The sequence below is a fragment of the Actinomadura sp. CNU-125 genome, assembly GCF_001942465.1.
Lineage (GTDB): Bacteria > Actinomycetota > Actinomycetes > Streptosporangiales > Streptosporangiaceae > Spirillospora.
Genome location: NZ_MKJY01000043.1, coordinates 1 through 22407 on the forward strand (window position 1 = coordinate 1; position 22407 = coordinate 22407).

The following is a 22407-nucleotide window of genomic DNA, read 5'->3' on the forward strand; positions in this document are numbered from 1 at the left end:
CGTGCGCGACGATGGTGCGGGGGCCGCGGCGGCGTGGGCCGGGGCCCGCCGGGACGGGCGGGGCCGGTTCCTCGACGTGCTCGATCAGCGCGCTCAGCAGCCGGACGGCCGGGTCGGCGTCGTCGGCGGACGGGGCGCCGCGATCGACGGCGCGGTCAGCGGTGCCGGCGGCTCGCCGGGCCGCCATGGCGTCGATGATGGCGTCGGTACGGCGCACCGCGTTCAGGTCGGCGAAGGCCGATGGCCCGGGGACGTCGTGGGGGCGTGCGGGCTCGGCCGGATTCGGGGCGCCGGGGCTCCGCTCCGTCAAGCGATCGACTCCTCTCTGGCCATCGCCCGAAGCCGGGCCAGCGCCCGATGCTGCGCGACCCGTACCGCCCCCGCGGACATGCCCAGTACATTACCGGTCTCCTCGGCCGACAGACCCGCCACGACGCGCAGCAGCACCAGCTCGCGCTGCTGCTCGGGGAGCCGTGTCAGCAGGTCGCGCGCGCGCTGCGCCTCGATGTGGCGCACCACCGTCTCCTCGGGCCCCGGCCGGTCGTCGGGGCCGTCCGGCAGGTCCTCGGTGGGGACGGCCGCGCGGACGGCGCTGCGCAGCGCGTCCGCGATCTTGTGCGCGGCGATACCGAAGACGAACGACGCGAAGGGGCGGCCCATGTCGCGGTAGCGGGGCAGGGCCGACAGGACGGCGATGCACACCTCCTGCGCCACGTCGTCGGCGATGTGGTACTGCCCGGAGACGCGGCCGAGCCGGGCCCGGCAGTACCGGACGATCATCGGCCGGACCTCCGCGATCAGCACCTCGATCGCACCGGGGTCGCCCTGCACGGCGAGCGCGGTCAGCTCCTTGAGATCGCCGTCGTCGGGTTTGGCCGGGCGCCGCCTGCCGCGGCCGGCGTCGCGGGGCGGGGGCGGCGGTCCCCCGGTGAGCTCGGCTGCGCTCGCGGCCATGGTCCGGGCGTGGCTTCCCTCGGTCACGTCAAGCATGATGCCCAGCGCCGCCGGGCGTGTCGCCACCGTCTCGTACAACGGAATGGTCACAGTTCTGAGCCCCGGGGGACACGAAATGGCCCCCGTCCGTACGAACGGGGGCCATCTCCGGCTTGTCGGACGGCGCGCGAAACGCCGTCCGACGTGGCCTTTCGTCAGTCCCGACGGTCAGTGCCGACGGTCAGTGCCGACGGTCGTGCCGATGGTCAGTGGCCGTGGCCGTGACCGTGGCCGTGCCCGCCGGCGGGCTCCTCTTCCTCTTCCGGCTTGTCGACCACGAGCGCCTCGGTCGTGAGCAGCATGCCCGCGATGGAGGCGGCGTTGGTGACGGCCGAACGGGTGACCTTCACCGGGTCGATGACGCCCTGGGCGACCAGGTCGCCGTACTCGCCGGTGGCGGCGTTGTAGCCGTGACCCGGCTTCAGGTCGCGCACCTTGGAGACGACGACGTAGCCTTCCTGGCCCGCGTTCTCGGCGATCCACCGGAGCGGCTCGTCGAGCGCGCGGCGCAGCGCCTCGGCGCCGACGGCCTCGTCGCCGGACAGCCCGATGGCGTCGAAGCCCTCATTGGCGACGTGCACGAGCGCGCTGCCGCCGCCGGAGACCATGCCCTCTTCGATGCCGGCGCGGCTGGAGGAGATGGCGTCCTCGAGACGGTGCTTCTTCTCCTTCAGCTCCACCTCGGTGGCGGCGCCGACGCGCAGCACGCAGACGCCGCCGGCCAGCTTGGCCAGCCGCTCCTGCAGCTTCTCGCGGTCCCAGTCGGAGTCGCTGTTGTCGATCTCGACCTTGATCTGGTTGACGCGCGCGTTGATCTCGTCCGCGGACCCCTCACCGTCGACGACGGTGGTGTTGTCCTTGGTGACGGTGATCCGGCGCGCGCGGCCCAGGTCGTCGATGTCGATCGAGTCGAGCTTGAGGCCGAGCGCCTCGGACACGACCTGGCCGCCGGTCAGGGTGGCCATGTCGCCCAGCATCGCCTTGCGGCGGTCGCCGAAGCCCGGCGCCTTGACGGCGACGGAGGTGAAGGTGCCGCGGATCTTGTTGGCGACGAGCAGCGCGAGGGCTTCGCCCTCGACGTCCTCGGCCACGACCAGCAGCGGCTTCTTGGTCTGGGCGACCTTCTCCGCCAGCGGCAGGAACTCCTGCACGTTGGAGATCTTGCCGTCCACGATGAGCACGTAGGCGTCCTCCAGGACGGCCTCCATGCGCTCGGGGTCGGTGACCATGTGCGGGGACAGGTAGCCCTTGTCGAACTGGAGGCCCTCGGTGAACTCCAGTTCGAGGCCCATGGTGTGGGCCTCCTCGACGGTGATGACGCCGTCCTTGCCGACCTTGTCGAACGCCTCGGCGATCAGCTCGCCGATCTGCGGGTCCTGCGCGGAGATGGTCGCGACGTGCGCGATCTCCTCCTTGGAGGCGACCTCGCGGGACGTCTTCAGCAGCTGGTCGGACACGAACTGGGCGGCGGCGTCCATGCCGCGCTTGAGGGCGAGCGGCGACGCGCCGGCGGCGACGTTGCGGGTGCCCTCCCGGACCAGCGCCTGCGCGAGGACGGTCGCCGTGGTGGTGCCGTCGCCCGCGATGTCGTTGGTCTTGGTCGCCACTTCCTTGGCGAGCTGGGCCCCCAGGTTCTCGTAGGGGTCCTCCAGCTCCACCTCGCGGGCGATGGTGACGCCGTCGTTGGTGATCGTCGGCGCGCCGAACTTCTTGTCGATGACGACGTTGCGGCCGCGCGGGCCGATCGTCACCTTCACGGCGTCCGCGAGAGCGTTGACGCCGCGCTCAAGAGCCCGGCGAGCGTCCTCATCGAACTCCAGGATCTTCGCCATGCGGTTTCTCCTCTTTCACGCGGTCCGCCCCGGCCCCGCCGAAGTCGGCGCGGACCGGGGCGGGCGCATCACGTCTCTCGCTTGTTACTTCTCGATGACCGCGAGCACGTCGCGGGCCGAGAGCACGAGGTACTCCTCGTTGTTGTACTTGACCTCGGTGCCGCCGTACTTGCTGTACAGCACGACCTCGCCGACCTTGACGTCGACGGGGACGCGGTCGCCCTTGTCGTCCACGCGGCCGGGGCCCACGGCCACGACGGTGCCCTCCTGGGGCTTCTCCTTGGCGGTGTCGGGAATCACCAGGCCCGACGCGGTGGTGGTCTCGGCCTCGAGCGGCTGGACGACGATGCGGTCCTCGAGCGGCTTGAGAGTGACCTTGGTGGCGGTCGTCACGATCTGACCTCCCCTTCGATAGGTCCTCCGGACGGCGTTTGTCAGCCGACCGGCAACTGTGACAGAGAGAGGCGACCCTGGACCGGCCTGCCGTCGCGGGTGCCAGACCGACCTTGTCGCTGTGTTGGCACTCTAGCGTGGAGAGTGCCAACAGAAAAACTATGCCGTGGCCGGTGGCTCGTCAACATGAGCGCGAACGCTTCTCGGCGGCCCTCCGGAACGGTTCCGCGGCGTTCACGGGCCGCTAACTTCACCTTATGGACTTGTCGTCGTTCCGTGCCCTGCGGACCCCCTCCGGCCAGGACGTTCTCGCGGCGGCGACCGGCGCGGACGTCGGCGGGGACGGCCTGATCGCGACGGCCGCGCGGCTCCGGGAGCGGCACGACCCCGAACTGGTGGCCGCGGCGTTGACGCAGGCGCGGCTCCGCGAACGCGCGAAGGCCAAGTTCGGTGCGGACGCCGAGCGGATGTACTTCACCGAGGCCGGGCTCGAACAATCGACGCGGGCGAGCGTGGCGGCGTACCGGGCCGGACGGTTCGCGGACCGGCTGGCGGGCGCGCGCGTGCTGGAACTGGGCTGCGGCATAGGGGCCGACCTCGTGGCGCGAGCGCGCGCGGGCCTGATCGGGGACGGCGTGGACCTCGACCCCCTGACGGCGGAGGTCGCGCAGGCGAACGTGGACGCGCTGGACGTGCGCGACCGCGCGTCCGTCCGGGTGGGCGACGCCGTCGAGCAGACCCCGGACGGGCCCGCCCGGTACGCGGCGGTCTTCGCCGATCCCGGTCGCCGCACGGCGCGCGGCCGGGTGTTCGACCCGCGCGCGTACGAGCCGCCGCTCGACACCGTCCTCGACCTGGCCGGACGGACGGGCGCCGCGTGCGTGAAGGTCGCGCCGGGGATCCCGCACGAGGCCGTCCCGGACGGCGCGGAGGCCGAGTGGATCTCGGTCGGCGGGGACGTGAAGGAGGCCGCGCTGTGGCTCGGGGGCCTCGCCGGGGACGTCCGGCGGCGCGCGACGCTGCTGAGCGCGGACGGCGCGGTCGCGGGCTCGCTCGTCCCGGGCGGGCGCGGCGACCCGGACGTCCGGGCGTGGGGCAGGTACCTGTACGAACCGGACGGCGCGGTCATCCGGGCGCACCTCGTGGCGGAGGTCGCGGAGCTGGTCGGCGGCGGGCTCGCCGATCCGCGCGTCGCGTACGTGACGTCGGACGAGGCGCGCGCCACGCCGTTCGCGGCCGGGTACGAGATCGAGGACGTGCTGCCGTTCTCGGTGAAGCGGCTGCGCGCGGAGCTGCGGCGGCGGGACGTCGGGGTCCTGACGGTCAAGAAGCGCGGGTCGGCCGTGGACGTCGACAAGCTGCGGCGCGACCTGGGGTTCGGGGGCGGGCGCAAGGCCCGGCGGGGCGCGGCCGCGCTGACGGTCGTGGTGACGCGCGTCGGACGGGACCCGGTGGCGCTGCTCGCCCGTCCGCTCGCACTCCCGCCCGCGGCGCCGGAAGGGCCCTGACCCGCCCGACCCGCCTGACCCGCCTGACCCGCCCGGAGCGGGCGCCGCCCGGAATCGATTCCAAAGATCTTCCGGAGACCCCGGGGAGCCCAAGCACGGACCGGCGGCACACCACGGCGGCGCAAATCATCGGCGCTTTCCGGCATTGCCTTCCCCAGGGGAGCGCGGGCCGCATGGCAAGGCCGCATCGGGGCTCGCGAAACGGCGCGGACAGATCAACGGCCGGGGAAACACCAAGGGTTGTTCAGGAACTCGCCGGATGGGGGCATGGAATGCCGTCCGCGGTCGTGTCGGCGGCTCGTCGCGCGTTCGTCGCGGACGCTCGCGCCGGGCTCGGAGGTCGCACGGGAACTGCCGATGTTGGACGAGATGTACGGACACGGCGCCCCGCGACACGCCCGTCCGCGCGGCGGGTCATGCCCTACCGCACGACCACAATCACCCATTCAGCCCACGAATCGGGAATTTCACGCCATCGGCCATGACTTCCGACCTTCTTCGCCATTCGGATAACGAGTGCAATCCACGGAACTCGCAACGTTCCCTGCTACCCGTTATAGCGACGCTCTACACGCACTAGAGTGGCGGCTTCACGATTCATTGCCGTGCGCCATTTCGTCGCGTCGGCACACGAAGGAGCTCCGGTGGAAACGAATCACAACTTCCTGCAGACAGGGGGTCAACCGGTCTCGGATCGGATGCGGGAGTTGCTCGCCCGTGCGGCGCAGGACCACGTCTACGAACAGCGCTCACAGGGTCAGGTCCTGGATGAGATAAGGCAGCGGCTGGAAGGCATGGAGTGGCTGCTGCGCGAGGTCCGGGAGCGGGAGCTCAGCGGGTTGACCGGGCAGCTCGAAAGCGTCCGCGGGCAGGTCGACGACCTCGCGGGCAAGCCCCCCGAGTGGGCCGAGGGCCTCGCCGAGCACATCGAGTCCGTCGGCGAGAAGGTCAAGCCGGTCGCGGAGCTTCCGGCGCTGTGGGCCGACGTCGGCGTCGTCGCGGAGCACGTCGACGAGGGCCTCAACCGGCTCCAGGCCGTCCTCGACTCCGCGCAGCACATCAGCGACGTCACGCAGCAGGCCGCGGCGCGGATGGACGAGATGACCAAGCGGCTGGACAAGCTGCAGGGCAGCATGGAGGCCGCGTCCGTCCGGTTCAACCGGCTCGACAAGTCGCTGGCGGAGCTGGGGCACCGCTCGGAGCGGCTGGAGCATTCGATCAACGGCGTCACCGTGCGCGTCGACCAGTCGCTCGGCGAGATGGCCGAGCGGGTGGAGCAGGGCCTGGAGGCGGTCAGCGGACGGGTCGAGGGCGTCGGCGGGCGGCTGGACGGGCTGGACGGCCGGCTGGACGGCGTGGACGGGCGGCTCGAAGGGCTGTCGGGCAAGCTGGAGGGCGTCGACGGCCGGTTCGAGAGCATCGAGGGACGGATCGAGGGCGTGGGCGAGCGCGTCGCCGCGCTCCCGGACGCGCTGGAGATCACCGGCGTCCACCGGATGCTGACCGAGCTCGTGCAGCGCCCGGCGCCCGACCACGGCGACCGCTTCGACGCGCTGGAGAAGCATCTCGCCGAGGCCGTGGACCCGCTCGTCGAGGAGCTGCGGGCCCGTCCCGACCGCGACGAGGTGAAGGCGGCGATGGCGGACATCGCCGAGACCGCCTACAGCGACGTCGCCCGCCGGATGGACGAGTTCACCCGCCGGTTCGACGCCGCGCACGACGACGCCCGCAAGCGGATCGAGGGCATCCACGAGGAGGTCGCGAAGAAGGTCGACGGGGCGCTGGAGGAGTTCACCACGCAGGTCGAGGTCGTGTCGCGCCGCGTCGAGTCGGTGCACATCGACGTGACGAAGCAGGTGGAGTCGGTGCACCACGAGGTGTCCCGGCAGGTCGGCAACGTCCACGACGCGTTCGGCAAGCGGATCGGCGACATCCACGACGACGTCACCCGGCAGGTCGGCGGCATCCACGAGGACGTCGCCAAGCAGGTCGGCAACCTGCAGGAGGACGTGGTCCGGCAGGTGGGCGGCGTCCAGGACGACTTCGTCCGGCGGATGGAGGGCGTGCACCACGAGGTCGGGCGCCGCGCCGACCTGGTGCAGGCCGAGTTCACCAAGCGGTTCTCGCACGTCGAGGACGAGGTGGGCCGCAAGGTCGAGACCGTGCACGACGACATGACCAAGCAGGTCGGCGCGGTGCACGAGGACGTGCTGAAGCGGCTGTCGACGCTGGAGGAGACGATGCTGGCGCTGGCCGAGGCGCTGCTGCGGCCGCGCCGGGACGGCAAGGACTGACGCGACGTTCGGACGCCGGAGCGTTCGCCGGAGCAGGAGCGTTCACCGGAGCGAGAACGTTCGCCGGAGATCACGGGCGGGACCGCCGGGGCGGCGGTCCCGCCCGTCGTCGGTTCCGCCCGTCGTCGGTTCCCCCGGCGGGAGCACCGTCCGGAAACGGACGAATACCCACCGGAATCTGCGAAGTTCGTCCACTAAATCGCCACGGTGACCGAAAGGTCGGCACGGTGGGAGCGCGATGACGTGCTGTTTGTTACGTTCCGTCTTCGCAAAATCACTCCCAATACCGCTCGGAATCCGTTTTCATGGACCTCGTGACCCATACTCAGGCTCTCAGCCAACCGCTCGGCGCCACGCCCGGCGACGCGACCCTGCGCTGGGTCGAGGAGTGTCTCGGGAAGGGCGCCGAGGTGCGCATGGTGCGCCCCCTCACCGGCGGCACCGCGCACGCCAACCACGCACTGCTGGTGGAGAGCCGCTCCGGCCGCGCCCACCGGCTGGTGCTGCGCCGCTGGACGGTCCGGGACGCCCAGGGCGGCGACCCCCGCGCGGACACCGGCGGCGCGAACGGGCAGGCGTCCTCCCCGGCGTCCTCCCCGGCGCGCCGCACGTTCGGCGAGACCGACTTCTCCCCCGAACGCGAGATCGCCGCGCTCGCCCTGCTGGCGGGCTCCGAGCTCACGACCCCCTCGCTCGTCGCCGCCGACCCGGCCGGCGCGCACTGCGACGTCCCCGCCCTGCTGATCACCCGGCTGCAGGGCCACCCGCCGCGCCCCTCCCCCGACGACCTGTCGGAGTACCTGATCCAGCTCGCCGCCGCACTGCAGCTGGTGCACCGGCTGAACGGCGCGGCGACGATGCCCCCGTACGTCCCGCGCAACCGGCTCGACGTGCGGGTGCCGCCCGTGCACGCGCTGCGCCCCGAACTGTGGGAGCGCGCGTTCGAGGCGGCGTCCGGGCCCGCCCCCGAGGCGCCCGCCCGGTTCATCCACCGCGACTACCACGCCGACAACACGCTCTGGTCGTACGGGAAGCTCACCGGCGTCGTCGACTGGTCCGACGCGTCGTCCGGGCCGGTCGCGATCGACGTCGCGCACATGCGGCGCGGCCTCGCCGTCCGGTACGGGCGGTCCGCCGCCGACCTGTTCCGGTCGAAGTTCGACATGGTGTCGGGCGGGCACGCGCACGACCCGTACTGGGACGTCCGGTGCGTCCTGGAGCTGCTGCCCGAGGACGCCGACCGGCCGATCGACGAAGGGATCGTCCCCCTCCTGGAGGACTACCTCGCCGCCCTCCTGTCCGACCTGCGCGGCTAGCTGCAGGCCGGCTACAGCGTCACGGACCCGATCGGCAGGCTGGAGTCGGCCGGGAGGTCCAGCTCCGACGGCGCCAGCCCGGACGACACCAGCTCCGAGCCGAGCGCCGCGACCATCGCGCCGTTGTCGGTGCACAGCTTCGGGCGCGGCACCCGCAGCCGCACGCCCGCCTGCTCGCACCGCTCCGCCGCCAGCGCCCGCAGCCGCGAGTTCGCCGCGACGCCCCCGCCGATCAGCAGGTCGCGGGCACCGTTGTCCTTGCACACCTTGAGCGCCTTGTGGACGAGCACGTCCACCACGGCCTCCTGGAAGGACGCCGCGACGTCCGCGACCGGGACCGGCTCGCCCGCCCGCTGCCGGGCCTCCACCCAGCGCGCCACGGCCGTCTTCAGCCCGGAGAACGAGAAGTCGTAGGTGCCGTCGTTGTACTTGCCGCGCGGGAACGCGATCGCCGCCGGGTCGCCCTCCCGCGCCCGCCGGTCGATCACCGGCCCGCCGGGGAACCCGAGGTCGAGCACCCGCGCGACCTTGTCGAACGCCTCGCCCGCCGCGTCGTCCACGGTGCTGCCGAGCGCCCGGACGTCCGACGCGACGTCCGGCACCAGCAGGATCGAGGAATGCCCGCCCGACACCAGCAGCGCCACGCACGGCTTCGGCAGCGGGCCGTGTTCGAGCTGGTCGACGCACACGTGCGCGGCCAGGTGGTTCACCCCGTACAGCGGCTTGCCCAGCGACAGCGCGTACGCCTTCGCGGCCGCCACCCCGACCATCAGCGCGCCCGGCAGCCCCGGCCCGGCGGTGACGGCGAACGCGTCGACGTCGGCGAACGTGACGCCCGCGTCGGCGAGCGCCCGCTCGACCGTCGGGCCCATCGCCTCCAGGTGCGCGCGCGACGCGACCTCCGGCACGACGCCGCCGAACCGGGCGTGCTGCTCGACGCTGGACGCGATCGCGTCCGCCAGCAGCGTGCGTCCCCGGACGATGCCGACCCCGGTCTCGTCGCACGAGGTCTCGATGCCGAGCACCAGCGGCTCGGAGTCCCCGATCACGAATCCTCCCTGGTGAAGCCGATGGGCGGACGTTCCCGCAGCCGCCGGAACATCACGGCCGCGTCCACGTCCGCGGGCTGGTAGTAGCGCTCGCGTACACCGATCTGCTCGAACCCGAACCGCTCGTAGAGCCTCCGCGCCGGGGCGTTGTCGACCCGGACCTCCAGGAACAGGCCCTCGTCGCCGCGCCGCACGGCCTCGTCGATCAGCTCGGTGAGCAGCGTCGCGCCGATCCCCGCGCCGCGCGCGCCGGGCGCGACGCCGATCGTCTGCACGTCCGCGTGCCCGCCCACGCTGGCCAGGCCCGCGTACCCGACGATCTCCCCGCCGGACGACTCCGCGATCACGTACCGGCGGGTGCGGGGCTGCCCGGACAGCTCCTCGCGGAGCATCTGCTCGGTCCACGCGTCGTCCGGGAACAGCACCTGCTCCAGCCGATGGACGGCGGGCAGATCCGCCTCCGTCATGTCCCGCAGCACGATCCCCGCTCCGCCCGGCTCGGGGGCGGTCATGCCGGGGTCACCTTCTTGCGCGGGCCCGGTTCCTTCGCGTCGGGCCTGCGCAGGTAGAGCGGCTCGGGCGGGAGCAGGTCCGGGCCCTTGCGGCCGGACAGCCGGGCGACGGCCAGTTCCGCGAGCGCGGTCGCGTTCGGCAGCATCGGCTCGTGCGCGGTGTCGCCGAAGTACAGGGCGGCCCCTTCGCCGACGACGGGGAGCCCTTCGGCCTCCACCTCCGCCGGTGGGCCGACCGTGGGTTCCGTGGCGCGCGCGCGGGACGAGTGGTAGCGCGCCCAGTACAGCTCCTTGCGGCGCGCGTCCGTGGCGACGACGAACGGTTCGTCGCGTCCGGTCTCCCAGGCGAGGACGTCCAGGGTGCAGACGCCGTGCACCGGCACGTGGAGCGCCTCGCCCATGGCGCGCGCCGTGACGAGCCCGACCCGCAGGCCCGTGTAGGGGCCGGGGCCGACCCCGACGGCGATCGCGCTGAGGTCGTCCGGCGCCGCGCCCGCGTCCGCCATCACCCGCGCGATCGACGGGGTGAGCAGCTCGGTGTGTTTGCGCCGGTCGACGGCGTCGGACGCGGCGCGGCACGCGACGCCCTCGCCCGGAATCCACTCGTACAGCGCCACGGTGACCGCGGCGGTCGCGGTGTCGAAAGCCAAGACCAGCACGGATTACAAGGGTAGTGCAGCCGGTGGGCCGTCAGGACTCGCTCAGCTTCGCCAGAACCGCCTCGACCACCTCGACCGCGCCGTCGCCCGCCGCGTCGTAGCTCAGCGGGTCCTCGCCCTCCGACCCCGCGTAGTGGATCGTGACGAGCACGTTGGCGAACCGGACGTTGGCGATCGCCTCGCCCGTCCCGCTCTGGTCGTCGGTGGTGTAGACGACGTACCCCTCGTCGCCGACGTCCTCCAGCCGCCGCTTGTCGGAGAGCTTCTGGCCCTCCAGCAGCTGGTCGCCGGCCTCGTCGACCTTCCGCTCCGACTCGAACGTCTGCTGCGCGGCGGCGGTCGCGGTCCGTCCGTCCGCGGCCTCGATCGCGCGCAGCTCGACCGTCAGCTGCCGCTTGCGGTCACCGGAGTAGATGCCCCACACGCACTGCGACTGCTGGTCGTTGCCCTGGTAGTTGTCGCCCACGTTGCGTTCGGAGTTCGGCGCGAGCTTCTCGACGAGGTCGGTGCCGACGAGCGTGCACGAGTCCGGGACGCCCGCGAACTCCGAAGTCCCGGCCGATGCGCTCTCGGACGCGCCGCTGCCGACGATCCGCCCGGTCTCGTTCCCGCCGTCCGACCCGGTCCCGGACATGATCACGAACACCGCGAGCACGCACGCCGCGATGCCCACGACGGCCCCGGCGAGGACGATCCCCCAGCGCCGGCCCTCGCGTTCCTCGCGGACGACACGGTGGCTGCCGGTCCCCGCGCGGTACCCGCCGCTGCGGCCGGACGACTCCCGGGGCCCGCGCGTGTACTCGCCGCCGTCCGAACGGCGGGAGGCGGACTCGTACCCGCCGGACGAGTAGCCGCCGCTCGTCCGCGAGTAGCCGCCGGACGTCTGCGGGTACCCGCCGGACGTCTGCGGGTAGCCGCCGCTCGCTTCCGGGTAGCCCCCGGAGGTCTGGGGGTAGCCGCCGCTCGCGGAGCGCCCGGCGTCCTGGCCGTACGCGCCGCTGCCCTGCTGCTGCGGGTATCCGCCGGACGAGTACCGGCCCGCGGCGGAGCCGTACGCGCCGCTGCGCCGGCGGCGGGCGTCTGCGGGTAGCCGCCGGACGCCTGGCCGCCGGACGAGTACCGGCCGGATTCGGACGCGCCCGCCTGGGGGTATCCGCCCGTCGGGTAGCCGCCCGTGGCCTGGCCGCCGGACGAGTAGCGGCCGGTGCCGCCCTGCTGGGCGGGGCCGCCGCCGACGGTCGGGTAGCCCGCCGTCGGAGAACCGGCCGGGGAACCCAGGGGGTCGTCGGGGTACCCGCCCGTGCCGGGACGGACGGCCCGCTCGCCGGAACCGCCCATGCCGTATCCACCGCCGTCCGTGCGGTACCCGTCGCTCCGGTCACCGCCCGGACCGCGGTAGCTGTCCGCGCGATCATCGCCGCTGCGCTGGCTACCACTCACCGGATCCCACTCCCGCATGAGGAAATCGATTTGTCGCGTAGTGAGGTTGTTCCGGCAAAGAGTACGACATGTCGCCGTAAAGTGAACCAACTAATCCCGGCAAAAAGTGAAGACTTTTCAGGTTTCGCCGCTCAGAGGTCCCGCTCCAGGTCGGACCAGCGATGACCGACCCCGACGATCCTTACTTCGCGCGTCTCGTCGGTGCCGTCGCCCCGCGAAATGATCATTTCCAGGCGTTCGTCGGCAAGGCCCTCGGCGAGCCCTTCGCCCCATTCCACGACCGTCACCGATTCGGCGACGGACGCGTCCAGGTCGAGGTCGTCCAGTTCGGCGAAACCGCCCAGCCGGTAGGCGTCCACGTGCACCAGCGGGGGCCCGCCCGCCAGCGACGGGTGGACGCGCGCGATCACGAACGTCGGCGACGTGATCGGCCCGCGCACCTTCAGCCCCTCGCCGATGCCCTGGGTGAGCGTCGTCTTGCCCGCGCCCAGATCCCCCGCCAGAACCAGCAGGTCGCCCGGCGCCAGCAGACCGGCCAGCCGGACGCCGAGCCCGTGCATGTCCGCCGAAGTCGGGACGATCACCGTCTGTTCCCTCACGCCGTGCGCTCCTCCACATCGTCGATCTCCGGACGGACGCGGCCGAGCAGCCGCCGCAGCCCGCCCGTGACCACGCCCGGATACTCCAGCGGCAGCACGTGCCCCGCGTCCTCCACCTCGACCAGCTCGGCGTCCGGCAGCGCCTCGGCGATGCGGCGGCCGTGCGCGGCCGGGGTCAGCTTGTCGCGGCCGCCCACCAGCACCAGCGCCGGGACCTTCGCCAGCACGCCCAGCGCCCCGGACTTGTCGTGGCCCATCAGCGACGGGTAGAACTCCGCGATCACGTCGATCGGCGTGTCGCGGATCATGTCGTCGAGGAACGCGACGACGCTGGGGCTGACGTGCCGGTCCGCGAACGCCACCTTGCGGGTGACGACGAACGCCAGGTCGGCGCCCAGCCCGCGGGCCCGCTCCACCAGCGCGGCGCGCTGCCCGAGGCCGCGCAGCGCGCCCGGGGCCAGCGGCCGGACGGCCTTCGCCACCACCATCGGCAGGCCCAGCGTCAGCTCGGCCATGTTCCCGCACGAGGTGTTGACCAGCGCGATCCCCACCACCTGCCGGGCGAACAGCTCCGGCCGCCGCTCCGCCAGCGACATGATCGACATGCCGCCCATCGAGTGCCCGGCGAGCACCACCGGATCGTCCGGCCCGACCGTCGCGGCCAGCACCGCCGCCAGGTCGCGCCCGTCCGGTCGATGGTCGCGCGCGTCGGGACGCTGCGCCCGGACCGTCCGTGGCTGCGCTGGTCCCAGAACACCATCCGGACGCGTCCGCGCAGGTCGCGCCGCTGGTAGTGCCACGAATCCTGGTTGAGGGCGAAGCCGTGGCAGAACACGACGGTGAGGTCGGCGTCGTCCGGGCCCTCCACCTCGACGTGCAGCGCGAGCCCGTCGTCGGCCGCCACGACCATTTCGCGGCCGCGCAGCTCGCCGAACTGCTCGCCCGCGTCCGGATCCGGCCGCAGCCGCTTGCGGCCGACGGCGAGGTGCCGCAGCCCGACCGCCGCCGCGCCCGGCGCCCGCCGCCGACCGCCCGCCACCGCGCCCGCGACGCCGACCCTGCGCTTCGTCCTGCTCTCCATCCGCGCCTTCCCTACCGCGCGCGGCCGGGGTACGCCCGCGGCACGCGTGATCCGATCCGGGTGACGATCTCATACGAGATCGTCCCGAGGGCGTCCGCCCATTCCTGCGCGGTCGGCTCGCCCCGGTCGCCGGGCCCGAACAGGACGATCTCGTCCCCCGCCGCGAGTTCGTCGTCGCCGAGGTCGATGACGAACTGGTCCATGCACACGCGCCCGGCGATCGTCCGGCGCCGCCCGCCCGCGAGCACTTCGAGGAGGTTCGACCCGTTCCGCGGGACGCCGTCCCCGTACCCGACCGGCACCACGGCGACGTTCGTCTCCCGGTCGGTCACGTAGGTGTGCCCGTACGACACGCCGCTGCCCGCCGGGACGCGCTTGACCAGCGCGGCGTCCGCGACGAGCGTCATCGCGGGCCGCAGCCCGAACGTCCCGACCCGCGGCACCGGCGTCAGCCCGTACGTCGCGATGCCCGGACGGACCAGGTCGAAGCGGGCCTCGGGGAGGGTGAGCGTCGCCGCCGAGTTCGACAGGTGCCGCACCTCCGGACGCGCGCCCGCCCGCTCGGCCAGCCGCACCATGTCGGTGAACGCGGCGACCTGCCGCGCGATCGACGGGTGGCCCGGCTCGTCCGCGCACGCCAGGTGCGACATGATCCCCACGACCTGCACGTGCCCGTCGGCCTCGGCCTTGAGCGCGGCGTCCACCAGCGCGGCCCAGTCCTCCCCGGCGGCGCCGCCGCGCGTCATGCCGGTGTCGGCTTTGAGGTGGATCCGGGCGGGACGTCCCGCGTGTTCGGCCGCCGCGGCGATCTCCCGCACGAGCCCGGACGACCCGGCGGTGAGGTCGATGTCGCGGGCGACGGCGTCCGCGAACGGCTCCCCGGGGACCAGCACGCACGCGAGCGTGCGCGCCGAGAGCCCGGCGTCGCGCAGCCGCAGCGCCTCGGCGAGCTTGGCGACGCCCAGCCACCCGGCCCCGCCCGCGAGCGCCGCGCCGGCGGCCTCCACCAGCCCGTGCCCGTACGCCTCGGCCTTCACCATCGCCATGACCTCGGCGCCGCCCGCACGTTCGCGCAGCACCCCGATGTTGTGGCCGATGGCGTCCAGGCCGATGCGCGCCTCCGCTGGAACCCTCATGGTTACCCAGTGTGCCGCCATCCCGGCCATGACCGGGCACGATCACGGTGAGTCGCAGGGTCTCCGCCCCGCTGACGTGCGATTCCCCCGGCCGTCCGGCCCGCGCGCGCCGTCAGGACAGGGTGCGGAAGGCGGCCGGGAGCGCGTCCACCACGTCCTGCGGACTGATCGGGGCCTCGCGCCCGTCCGTGCCGGCCGAGGCGAGGCGCCCGGCGAGACCGTGCAGGTAGGCGCCGCCCGCCGCCGCGTCGAGCGCGGCGTCCCCCCGGCCCGCCAGCAGCGCCCCGATCAGGCCGGACAGGACGTCGCCGGTCCCGGCCGTCGCGAGGCGCGGCGTCCCGGTCGGGTTGACCCGCACCGGACGGTCCTGCTCGGCGACGAGGGTCGTCGACCCCTTCAGCAGGACGGTCGCGCCCAGTTCGTCCGCCGCCCGCCGCGCGTGCTCCAGGCGGCGCGCCTCGACGGCGTCCCGTTCGGCCCCGAGGAGGCGCGCCAGCTCGCCCGCGTGCGGGGTCAGCACGGTCGGGGCCGGACGGCGCAGCAGCGCGCGGCGCCGCGCGAGGACCGTCAGGCCGTCGGCGTCGACGAGCACCGGCAGTTCGGTCGCCAGCACGGCCGCGACGAGCGACTCGGCGGCGGTCCCGGTGCCGAGGCCGGGCCCGACGACCCACGCCTGCACCCGTCCGATCTGCTCCAGGGCCTTGTCCCCGGGCGTTCCGGGCTCCAGGACGGTCGTGACCGCCTCCGGCCACCGCTGCCGCACCAGTTCGACGGGGTGCGCGACCGACGCGAACCGGACCATCCCGGCACCGCCGCGGACCGCGCCCCCCGTGCACAGCACCGCCGCGCCGGTGAACGCGTCCCCGCCCGCGAGCACGCCGACGACGCCGCGCCGGTACTTGTCGGACTCGGGGCCGGGCTCGGGCGGCTGGACGTCGGTGGGCCGCGCGGCGACGACGTCCGGGTCGGCAGGTCGCCGCCGAGGCCGATGTCGACCAGTTCGATGACGCCGCAGTGCGCGGCCCCGGGGTCGATCAGCAGCCCCGGCTTGTAGGTGCCGAACGTGACGGTGACGTCCGCGTGGACCGCCGTCCCCTCGACGCGTCCGGTGCTCGCGTCGACCCCGCTCGGCACGTCGCACGCCACCACGAACGCGGTGGAGCGGGACGCCAGTTCGGCCAGCCGGGCGTGGGGTTCGCGCAGGCCGCCGGTGCCGCCGATGCCGGTGAGCCCGTCGACGATCAGGTCCGCGTCCCGCACGGCGCGTTCGGCGTCCGGGCCGTCCGGGCCGTCCGGCGGCCGGCCGCCCGCCGGCCAGCAGCGCCGCGAGCCCGGCCGCGTGGATCCTCGAACCGGCCTGGACGGCGGTCACGCGGGCGCCCCGCCGGGCCAGCCGGGCGCCGCGTACAGGGCGTCCCCGCCGTTGTCGCCGCCCCCGACCAGCAGCACGACCCGGGCTCCGTACACCGTGGGCAGCAGCCGGGCGCACACCGACGCCAGCCCCGCCGCGGCGCGCTGCATCAGCGTTCCCTCGGGCAGCCGCGCCATCAGCGCGTGCTCGGCCTCCCGCACCTTGCCGACCTCGTGCGCGTACCTCATTCGCGGCTCCTCGAGTCGATCACTCTGCTCAGCGTGCCACGAGGACGCGCCCGGGAACCCGCCCGCGACCGTTTCGAGTATTGCAATGCAACTTACGGCGTCATGTGCGGGAAAGGATCTCCGGTCGTAGAATCTTCCGCATCGGTCCAGATGTATTCGCGCCGCGGCGCCCCCCGCGCGGCGGAATGCGCCCCAGAGCAGTCCGTCAGGGCTGGAGAGGCCCGTCACATGAGCGGTTCCCGAGGTCCCTCCGTCCGGCAGCGGCGACTGGCCGCCGAGCTCCGCCGCCTCCGCGAGGGCAGGCGGCTGACCGGCGACGACGTCGCCGACCGGCTCGCCTGGTCCACCGCCAAGGTCAGCCGGATCGAGAACGCGCGCACCGGCGCGAAGATCGCGGACGTGCAGCGCCTGCTCGACCTCTACGACGTGCGCGGCGACCGCCGCGACGACCTGCTGGCCCTCGCCCGCGACGCCGGGGAACGCGGCTGGTGGGAGGACTACCGCGACCTGCCGAGCCCCCTCGCCGACTTCATCGCCCTCGAAGCCGAGGCGTCGGCCGTCCGGGAGTGGGGCAGCACCGTCTTCCCCGGCCTGCTGCAGACCGAGGCGTACGCGCGCCACGTCATCGGCGGCTGGAGCGCGCTCGCCACGCTGCCGCCGCAGGAGCTCAAGCGCCGGGTCGAGGTCCGGATGCGGCGCCGGGAGCTGCTGCGCGGGCCGCGCCCGCTGGAGCTGTCGGTCGTCCTGGACGAGGCGGTCCTGCACCGCCGGATCGGCGACCGCGACGTCATGCGCGAGCAACTCGAACAGCTCTTCGCATTTACCGAACTCCCGAATGTGACGGTGCAGATCCTTCCGCTCGGGGTCGCGCACTCGGTCCTGGCCGAGACCTTCATCATTCTGGAATTCTCAGCGGTGCATGACATCATCTTCCCGGATATCGTGCATACCGAATCGCTGACGATCAGTCATCTCACCGAAGAGTCCGTGACCCACATGTACCGGCTCGCCTACACGACCCTCGCCGACCAGGCACTGGACGCCGCCGAGTCGAGGGCGCGGATCCTTGAGGTCAAGGACTCCTGGTAGGAGGCGGGCTCCGACACGGTCAAGATGGGCGATACGGCCGCACCGGACTTTGTTCTCGCCGGCTTCCGGCGCGACTCTCGCGGCCCGGCCGGCGAACGCCGCGGCGGCTTCCCGGGCCCGCCGCCCCGCCCGGACCCGCGACACCAGTGCGGACGGCCGGTCTAGCACGCCTTTAATGATATCGTCCTCACGTAATCAATGGCGATCAGCCACTTTGCGGACGAGCGCGTTACCGGCTGGTAACGGCTCACCTATATACCCCTTGCCGACCAAGTACTTGCCCCTGCCCAAAACAGCGGCGGCAGATCATCGAGGCCGAGGACTCGGGGTGGGAGCCGGGAGCCGCAAGGTGGCTCCTACTTGTGAAAGGCACACCAAGTGTCCCCTTTCGCCACTCCTGCTCCGCAATGGAGGAGAAGCGCCCACTGCGGGGCGAGCAACACCTGCGTCGAAGTGGCCGCGCTGGCCGGTTCGTCCCTTTCTGTCGGGGCACGCGACGCGAAGCATGGTCCGCAAAGTCCGGTTCTGTCGTTCTCCACGGAAGAGTGGCGGAACTTCGTCGAACGCACCAAGCAGGGCGAATTCGACCTATAAACGAAGAACGCGGCAAATAACCCGAACTAGCCCGGACCGGGCACATCGGGGCCGCGCCGACCGGGCCGGATCCCACGCGGAACCGGCCCGTCGCCGTCTCTCCCGTCACTCCGCGCCTTCCTCGCCCCACCCGCCCCGGCGGCATCGCCCCGCCCGGCATGATCACGCGTTCGAGCCGATCTTGTTACCGTGTTTTTGAACACGGCAGCGCGGCCGCGGGCAGACCCCACCTCAAGGCAGGAGCCCGGAATGACTTTCCACGCGACACCGCCCGCCCAGTGGAGAAAGAGCACCCGGTGCGGAGCGAGCATGGGATGTATTGAAGTCGCACGACTCGACCACGGGACGATATCCGTGCGGGACACCGAGCGGACGGCGGATATCCTGTCGTTCGGCAGCGCCGAATGGCGCCGATTCGTCACCGACGTCGAACGGGGCCGCTTCGATCTCGATTGAGAATTACTTTCGAGCAGAGAATCTCATATCGCTTTCAGTCCTGGATCCATGTGTTCCAGTTGCCGGGGCCGATGAGCCACGTCCGGCCGTGCGTCGGGACGAAAGGCTCGTCGACGGCAAGGTGCACGACGTTGCCGTCGCGGTATACGCAATCGACCTTGTATAGACCCACCCAGCGCGGCTTCGGGTCCTGGCCGCACGTGCCGGTGCCATCGACGGTGCGCGCGAACTCGTTGAGGCTGCGTCGCGACAGTTCCATACGCACCTCCCCCGGCGGATGGGCCAGCAGGACGAACATGACGGCGGCCGTCAGGACCGCGGGGGCGCTCGTGCGCACCGCGAACGCCTTCGCGTCCCGGCGGGGCAGCCAGAACGCGAGAGCCGTCCGTCCGATGACGCCGACCACCGCGACGAACGCCGCCGCGACCACGGTGACCACGACTCCCACGTCCACCGACAGGAACCAGTCGCACGCCAGCAGGCAGCCGCCGGCGGCCGCGACCGCGCCGATGAAGCAGCCGCCGGGCGGCGCGCCCAGCATGCGCGGCCAGAACGTCAGGACCATCCGGACCAGGATGGCGAGCACTGCGAGGAACGTGCCCAGACCGAGCAAGTACGTGTACGACCCGTCCTCGACGAGCAGCTTCGTGGCCAGCCAGCAGATGCCGGGCACCAGCATGACGCCGATGAACCAGACGCTCGGGGGTTCGCCCACCATGGCTGGATATTAGGGGCTATGACCGACGGAGGGCGGCGCCCCGCGCTACGCGGGGACGCCGCCCTCCGGGCGTTCTGGCGGCTCTACTCAACCGTGACGGACTTCGCCAGGTTGCGGGGCTGGTCGACGTCGTGGCCCTTGGCGGTCGCCAGCTCGCACGCGAACACCTGCAGCGGGACGGTCGCGACGAGCGGCTGCAGCAGCGTCGGGACGGCCGGGAGCCGGATCAGCGTGTCCGCGTAGGGCTCGACGGACTCGTCGCCCTCCTCGGCGATCACGATCGTGCGGGCGCCCCGCGCGCGGATCTCCTGGATGTTCGAGACGATCTTGTCGTGCAGGACGTCGCGGGCGCGCGGCGGGACGATCACCACGACGGGCAGCCCCTCCTCGATGAGGGCGATCGGGCCGTGCTTCAGCTCCCCGGCCGCGAAACCCTCCGCGTGCATGTACGCGAGTTCCTTGAGCTTGAGGGCCCCTTCGAGCGCGACGGGGAAACCCACGTGGCGTCCGAGGAACAGGACGCAGCGTTCGTTCGCGAGGGAGCGGGCCAGTTCGCGGACCGGCTCCATCGTCTCCAGGACCTTGTCGACCTTCTCCGGCATCCGTTCGAGGAGCTGGATCATCGCGAACACCTCGTCGCCCCACTTGGTGCCGCGGACCTGCGCGAGGTAGAGGGCGATCAGGTAGACGGCGACGAGCTGGGTGAGGAACGCCTTCGTGGACGCGACGGCGATCTCCGGGCCCGCGTGCGTGTACAGGACGCCGTCGCACTCGCGCGGGAGCGTCGAACCGTTGACGTTGCAGACCGCGAGGAGCTTCGCCTTCTGCTCCCGGGCGTGCCGGACGGCCATCAGCGTGTCCATCGTCTCGCCCGACTGGGAGATCGCGATGACGAGCGTGGTCGGCGACAGGATCGCGTCGCGGTAGCGGAACTCGTGCGCGAGCTCGACCTCGCAGGGCAGGCCCGCCCAGTGCTCGATCGCGTACTTGGCGATCATCCCGGCGTGGTTGGCGGTGCCGCACGCGACGATGACGACCTTGTCGACCTCGCGGAGTTCGCGGTCGGCGATGCGCATCTCGTCCAGGTGCAGGCGCCCGTCGGTGCCGATGCGGCCGAGGAGCGTGTCGGCGACCGCACGGGGCTGCTCGGCGATCTCCTTGAGCATGAAGTAGTCGTAGCCGCCCTTCTCGGCGGCCGACACGTCCCAGTCGACGTGGTACTCGTTGACCTCGGCGGGACGGCCCTCGAAGTCGGTGACCGTCACGCCCCCGGCGCGCAGCTCGACGACCTGGTCCTGGCCGAGCTCGATCGCGTCCCGGGTGTGCGCGATGAACGCGGCGACATCGCTGGCCAGGAAGTTCTCGCCGGCCCCCACCCCGACGACGAGGGGCGAGTTGCGGCGGGCGCGACGACCAGGTCGGGGTCGCCGGTGTGGACGGCGACGAGCGTGAACGCGCCTTCGAGCCGGCGGCACACGCGGCGCATCGCGTCGGCGAGGCCGCCGCCGCCCTTCAGCTCGTCCTCCAGCAGGTGCGCGACGGCCTCGGTGTCGGTGTCGGACTCCAGCCCGTGCCCGGCCTCGGCCAGCTCGGCGCGCAGCGCCGCGAAGTTCTCGATGATGCCGTTGTGGATCACGGCGACCGAGCCGGTGCAGTCGACGTGCGGGTGCGCGTTGCGGTCGGTCGGCGCCCCGTGCGTCGCCCACCGGGTGTGCCCCATGCCGAGCGTGCTCTCCGGCGGCGGCTCCTCGTCCAGCGCCGTCCGCAGATTCACCAGCTTGCCCGCGCGCTTGGCCGTCGTCAGCTTCCCGTCGGCCAGCACGGCCACGCCGGCCGAGTCGTAGCCGCGGTACTCCAGCCGGGCGAGCCCCTCGACGACGACGTCGAGCGCCGGCCGCGCGCCTACGTACCCCACGATTCCGCACATGGCCGCAACTCTATTCGGTGCGCGGCGCGCGCCCTACCTGCATCCGCCGTAGGCGGGTGACGCTAGCGTGGACGGCGGGTGAAATCCCGGAACGGACCTGAACAGGCCGTTACGTTACTGGCATGGACGGATGGGACAGCGTGCCGAGCCCCTACGTGGAACTCTCCCGCGACGCCTGGCGCCGCCTGCGCGAGAGCACCCCGCTGACCCTGACCGCCGGGGAACTGGACGCACTGCGCGGGGTGCGCGACCCGATCGACATAAGCGAGGTCGAGGAGGTCTACCTGCCGCTGTCGCGGCTGCTGAACCTGTTCTTCCAGGCCGACACGCGGCTGCGCGACACCGTCAGCGAGTTCCTGGGCGGTGAGGTGAAGTCCACACCGTTCATCATCGGCGTGGCGGGCAGCGTCGCCGTCGGGAAGTCGACGACGTCGCGGCTGCTGCGCACGCTACTGGCCCGCTGGCCGGAGCACCCGACCGTGGAACTGGTGACGACCGACAGTTTCCTCTATCCGAACGCGATCTTGACCGAGCGCGGCATGATGGAGCGCAAGGGATTCCCCGAGTCGTACGACCGGCGGGCGCTCGTCCGGTTCGTCTCGTCGATCAAGGCGGGCGTGGAGGAGACGTCGATCCCGGTGTACTCGCACCTGGAGTACGACGTCGTCCCGGACGCCCGGCAGACCGTGCGGCGCCCCGACATCCTGATCGTCGAGGGCCTGAACGTCCTGCAGCCGCCGCCCCCGGGCACCCTCGGCGTGTCCGACTTCTTCGACTTCTCGATCTATGTGGACGCGCGGGTCGAGGACATCCGGCAGTGGTACATCGACCGGTTCTTCGCCCTGCGCCGCACCGCGTTCACCGACCCGCGCTCGTACTTCCACAAGTACGCGGAGGAACTCGACGAGGACGAGACGGCCGCGTTCGCGCATCGCGTCTGGCGGGACGTCAACGAGATGAACCTCGTGTCGAACATCCTCCCGACTCGCGCGCGCGCCACGCTCGTCCTGCACAAGGACAAGATGCACGCGGTTCAACGGGTACGAATGCGCCGGATCTAAGCCGCACGGCCTCCGGGCGCCGAGCAACCTAGGACCGCGCAGGGCGGGGCGGCCCGCCGGAGGTGCATGACCCGGGCGCCCGAGCCGCACGGCCTCCGGGCGCCGAGCAACCTAGGACCGCGCAGGGCGCGAGGCGGCCCGCCGGAGGTGC

General features: G+C 72.4%; 20 protein-coding genes and 2 pseudogenes. 7 read left to right on the top strand and 15 right to left on the bottom strand.

Going from position 1 to position 22407, the window contains the following annotated elements; translation table 11 throughout:
* The 4 genes from BJF79_RS06320 to groES all read right to left on the bottom strand — a co-directional run.
* Nucleotides 1-310: hypothetical protein (locus BJF79_RS06320; RefSeq protein WP_262401612.1), on the bottom strand; the 310-nt coding region annotated here is incomplete at its 3' end.
* Complete coding sequence (locus BJF79_RS06325) at nt 307-1044, bottom strand: sigma-70 family RNA polymerase sigma factor (protein WP_262401613.1); 738 nt, start codon at nt 1042-1044, stop codon at nt 307-309. The genes BJF79_RS06325 and BJF79_RS06320, both read right to left, overlap by 4 nt.
* Before the next feature lie 155 nt (nt 1045-1199).
* Nucleotides 1200-2825: a chaperonin GroEL gene (gene groL, locus BJF79_RS06330; RefSeq protein WP_075895434.1), complete on the bottom strand. Its 1626-nt coding sequence runs from the start codon at nt 2823-2825 to the stop codon at nt 1200-1202.
* 84 nt (nt 2826-2909) lie between these two features.
* Nucleotides 2910-3221, bottom strand: a complete 312-nt coding sequence (gene groES / locus BJF79_RS06335; protein WP_199747575.1) for a co-chaperone GroES — start codon at nt 3219-3221, stop codon at nt 2910-2912.
* A 254-nt stretch (nt 3222-3475) separates the two neighbouring features.
* Between groES and BJF79_RS06340 the strand changes: the two genes are divergently transcribed.
* The 3 genes from BJF79_RS06340 to BJF79_RS06350 all read left to right on the top strand — a co-directional run bounded on the left by BJF79_RS06340 (nt 3476) and on the right by BJF79_RS06350 (nt 8336).
* Entirely contained in the window at nt 3476-4726 is a 1251-nt protein-coding gene (locus BJF79_RS06340) for a class I SAM-dependent methyltransferase (protein WP_075895435.1), read from the top strand.
* Nucleotides 4727-5424: 698 nt separating this feature from the next.
* Complete coding sequence (locus BJF79_RS06345) at nt 5425-7020, top strand: apolipoprotein A1/A4/E domain-containing protein (protein WP_075895436.1); 1596 nt, start codon at nt 5425-5427, stop codon at nt 7018-7020.
* Nucleotides 7021-7325: 305 nt separating this feature from the next.
* Nucleotides 7326-8336: an aminoglycoside phosphotransferase family protein gene (locus BJF79_RS06350; protein WP_075895437.1), complete on the top strand. Its 1011-nt coding sequence runs from the start codon at nt 7326-7328 to the stop codon at nt 8334-8336.
* 11 nt (nt 8337-8347) lie between these two features.
* On the opposite strand, the gene tsaD is transcribed toward BJF79_RS06350, so the two are convergent.
* The 9 genes and pseudogenes from tsaD to BJF79_RS58695 all read right to left on the bottom strand — a co-directional run.
* Nucleotides 8348-9385 (bottom strand): tRNA (adenosine(37)-N6)-threonylcarbamoyltransferase complex transferase subunit TsaD, encoded by a 1038-nt coding sequence (gene tsaD / locus BJF79_RS06355; RefSeq protein WP_262401614.1) that lies wholly within the window; start codon nt 9383-9385, stop codon nt 8348-8350.
* Entirely contained in the window at nt 9382-9897 is a 516-nt protein-coding gene (gene rimI, locus BJF79_RS06360; RefSeq protein ID WP_075895438.1) for a ribosomal protein S18-alanine N-acetyltransferase, read from the bottom strand. Before rimI ends, tsaD begins: the two co-directional genes overlap by 4 nt.
* Nucleotides 9894-10556 (bottom strand): tRNA (adenosine(37)-N6)-threonylcarbamoyltransferase complex dimerization subunit type 1 TsaB, encoded by a 663-nt coding sequence (gene tsaB / locus BJF79_RS06365; protein WP_075895439.1) that lies wholly within the window; start codon nt 10554-10556, stop codon nt 9894-9896. Before tsaB ends, rimI begins: the two co-directional genes overlap by 4 nt.
* A 31-nt stretch (nt 10557-10587) precedes the next feature.
* Nucleotides 10588-11229, bottom strand: coding sequence for a hypothetical protein (locus BJF79_RS06370; RefSeq protein ID WP_075895440.1), 642 nt, complete (start codon nt 11227-11229; stop codon nt 10588-10590).
* An 898-nt stretch (nt 11230-12127) separates the two neighbouring features.
* A complete protein-coding gene (tsaE, locus tag BJF79_RS06380) occupies nt 12128-12556 on the bottom strand; it encodes a tRNA (adenosine(37)-N6)-threonylcarbamoyltransferase complex ATPase subunit type 1 TsaE (RefSeq protein ID WP_075895450.1) in 429 nt (142 codons plus the stop codon).
* Between the two features lie 35 nt (nt 12557-12591).
* Entirely contained in the window at nt 12592-13749 is a 1158-nt protein-coding gene (locus BJF79_RS06385; protein WP_262401615.1) for an alpha/beta fold hydrolase, read from the bottom strand.
* Complete coding sequence (gene alr / locus BJF79_RS06390; RefSeq protein ID WP_075895442.1) at nt 13688-14812, bottom strand: alanine racemase; 1125 nt, start codon at nt 14810-14812, stop codon at nt 13688-13690. The genes BJF79_RS06385 and alr overlap by 62 nt, the downstream gene beginning before the upstream one ends.
* Nucleotides 14813-14924: 112 nt before the next feature.
* Nucleotides 14925-15953 carry an NAD(P)H-hydrate dehydratase gene (locus tag BJF79_RS58690; RefSeq protein ID WP_316043283.1) on the bottom strand — a complete coding sequence of 343 codons (1029 nt, stop codon included), beginning with the start codon at nt 15951-15953 and terminating at the stop codon, nt 14925-14927.
* Nucleotides 15914-16411 (bottom strand): annotated as a pseudogene (locus BJF79_RS58695) (NAD(P)H-hydrate epimerase); the annotation flags it as partial. The gene BJF79_RS58690 and the pseudogene BJF79_RS58695, both read right to left, overlap by 40 nt.
* A 228-nt stretch (nt 16412-16639) precedes the next feature.
* Between BJF79_RS58695 and BJF79_RS06400 the strand changes: the two are divergent.
* The 3 genes from BJF79_RS06400 (at nt 16640) to BJF79_RS06410 (ending at nt 18550) form a co-directional block, all read left to right on the top strand.
* Nucleotides 16640-17500, top strand: a complete 861-nt coding sequence (locus tag BJF79_RS06400; protein ID WP_075895443.1) for a helix-turn-helix domain-containing protein — start codon at nt 16640-16642, stop codon at nt 17498-17500.
* Nucleotides 17501-17878: 378 nt separating this feature from the next.
* A complete protein-coding gene (locus BJF79_RS06405) occupies nt 17879-18094 on the top strand; it encodes a DUF397 domain-containing protein (protein ID WP_075895444.1) in 216 nt (71 codons plus the stop codon).
* A 249-nt stretch (nt 18095-18343) separates the two neighbouring features.
* Complete coding sequence (locus BJF79_RS06410; RefSeq protein WP_075895445.1) at nt 18344-18550, top strand: DUF397 domain-containing protein; 207 nt, start codon at nt 18344-18346, stop codon at nt 18548-18550.
* A 34-nt stretch (nt 18551-18584) separates the two neighbouring features.
* On the opposite strand, the gene BJF79_RS06415 is transcribed toward BJF79_RS06410, so the two are convergent.
* A complete protein-coding gene (locus BJF79_RS06415) occupies nt 18585-19268 on the bottom strand; it encodes a hypothetical protein (protein ID WP_075895446.1) in 684 nt (227 codons plus the stop codon).
* An 83-nt stretch (nt 19269-19351) separates the two neighbouring features.
* Nucleotides 19352-21195 (bottom strand): annotated as a pseudogene (gene glmS / locus BJF79_RS06420) (glutamine--fructose-6-phosphate transaminase (isomerizing)).
* Between the two features lie 122 nt (nt 21196-21317).
* Here glmS and coaA point away from each other — a divergent pair.
* Nucleotides 21318-22256 carry a type I pantothenate kinase gene (coaA, locus tag BJF79_RS06425; RefSeq protein ID WP_075895447.1) on the top strand — a complete coding sequence of 313 codons (939 nt, stop codon included), beginning with the start codon at nt 21318-21320 and terminating at the stop codon, nt 22254-22256.
* Nucleotides 22257-22407 lie beyond the last annotated feature (151 nt).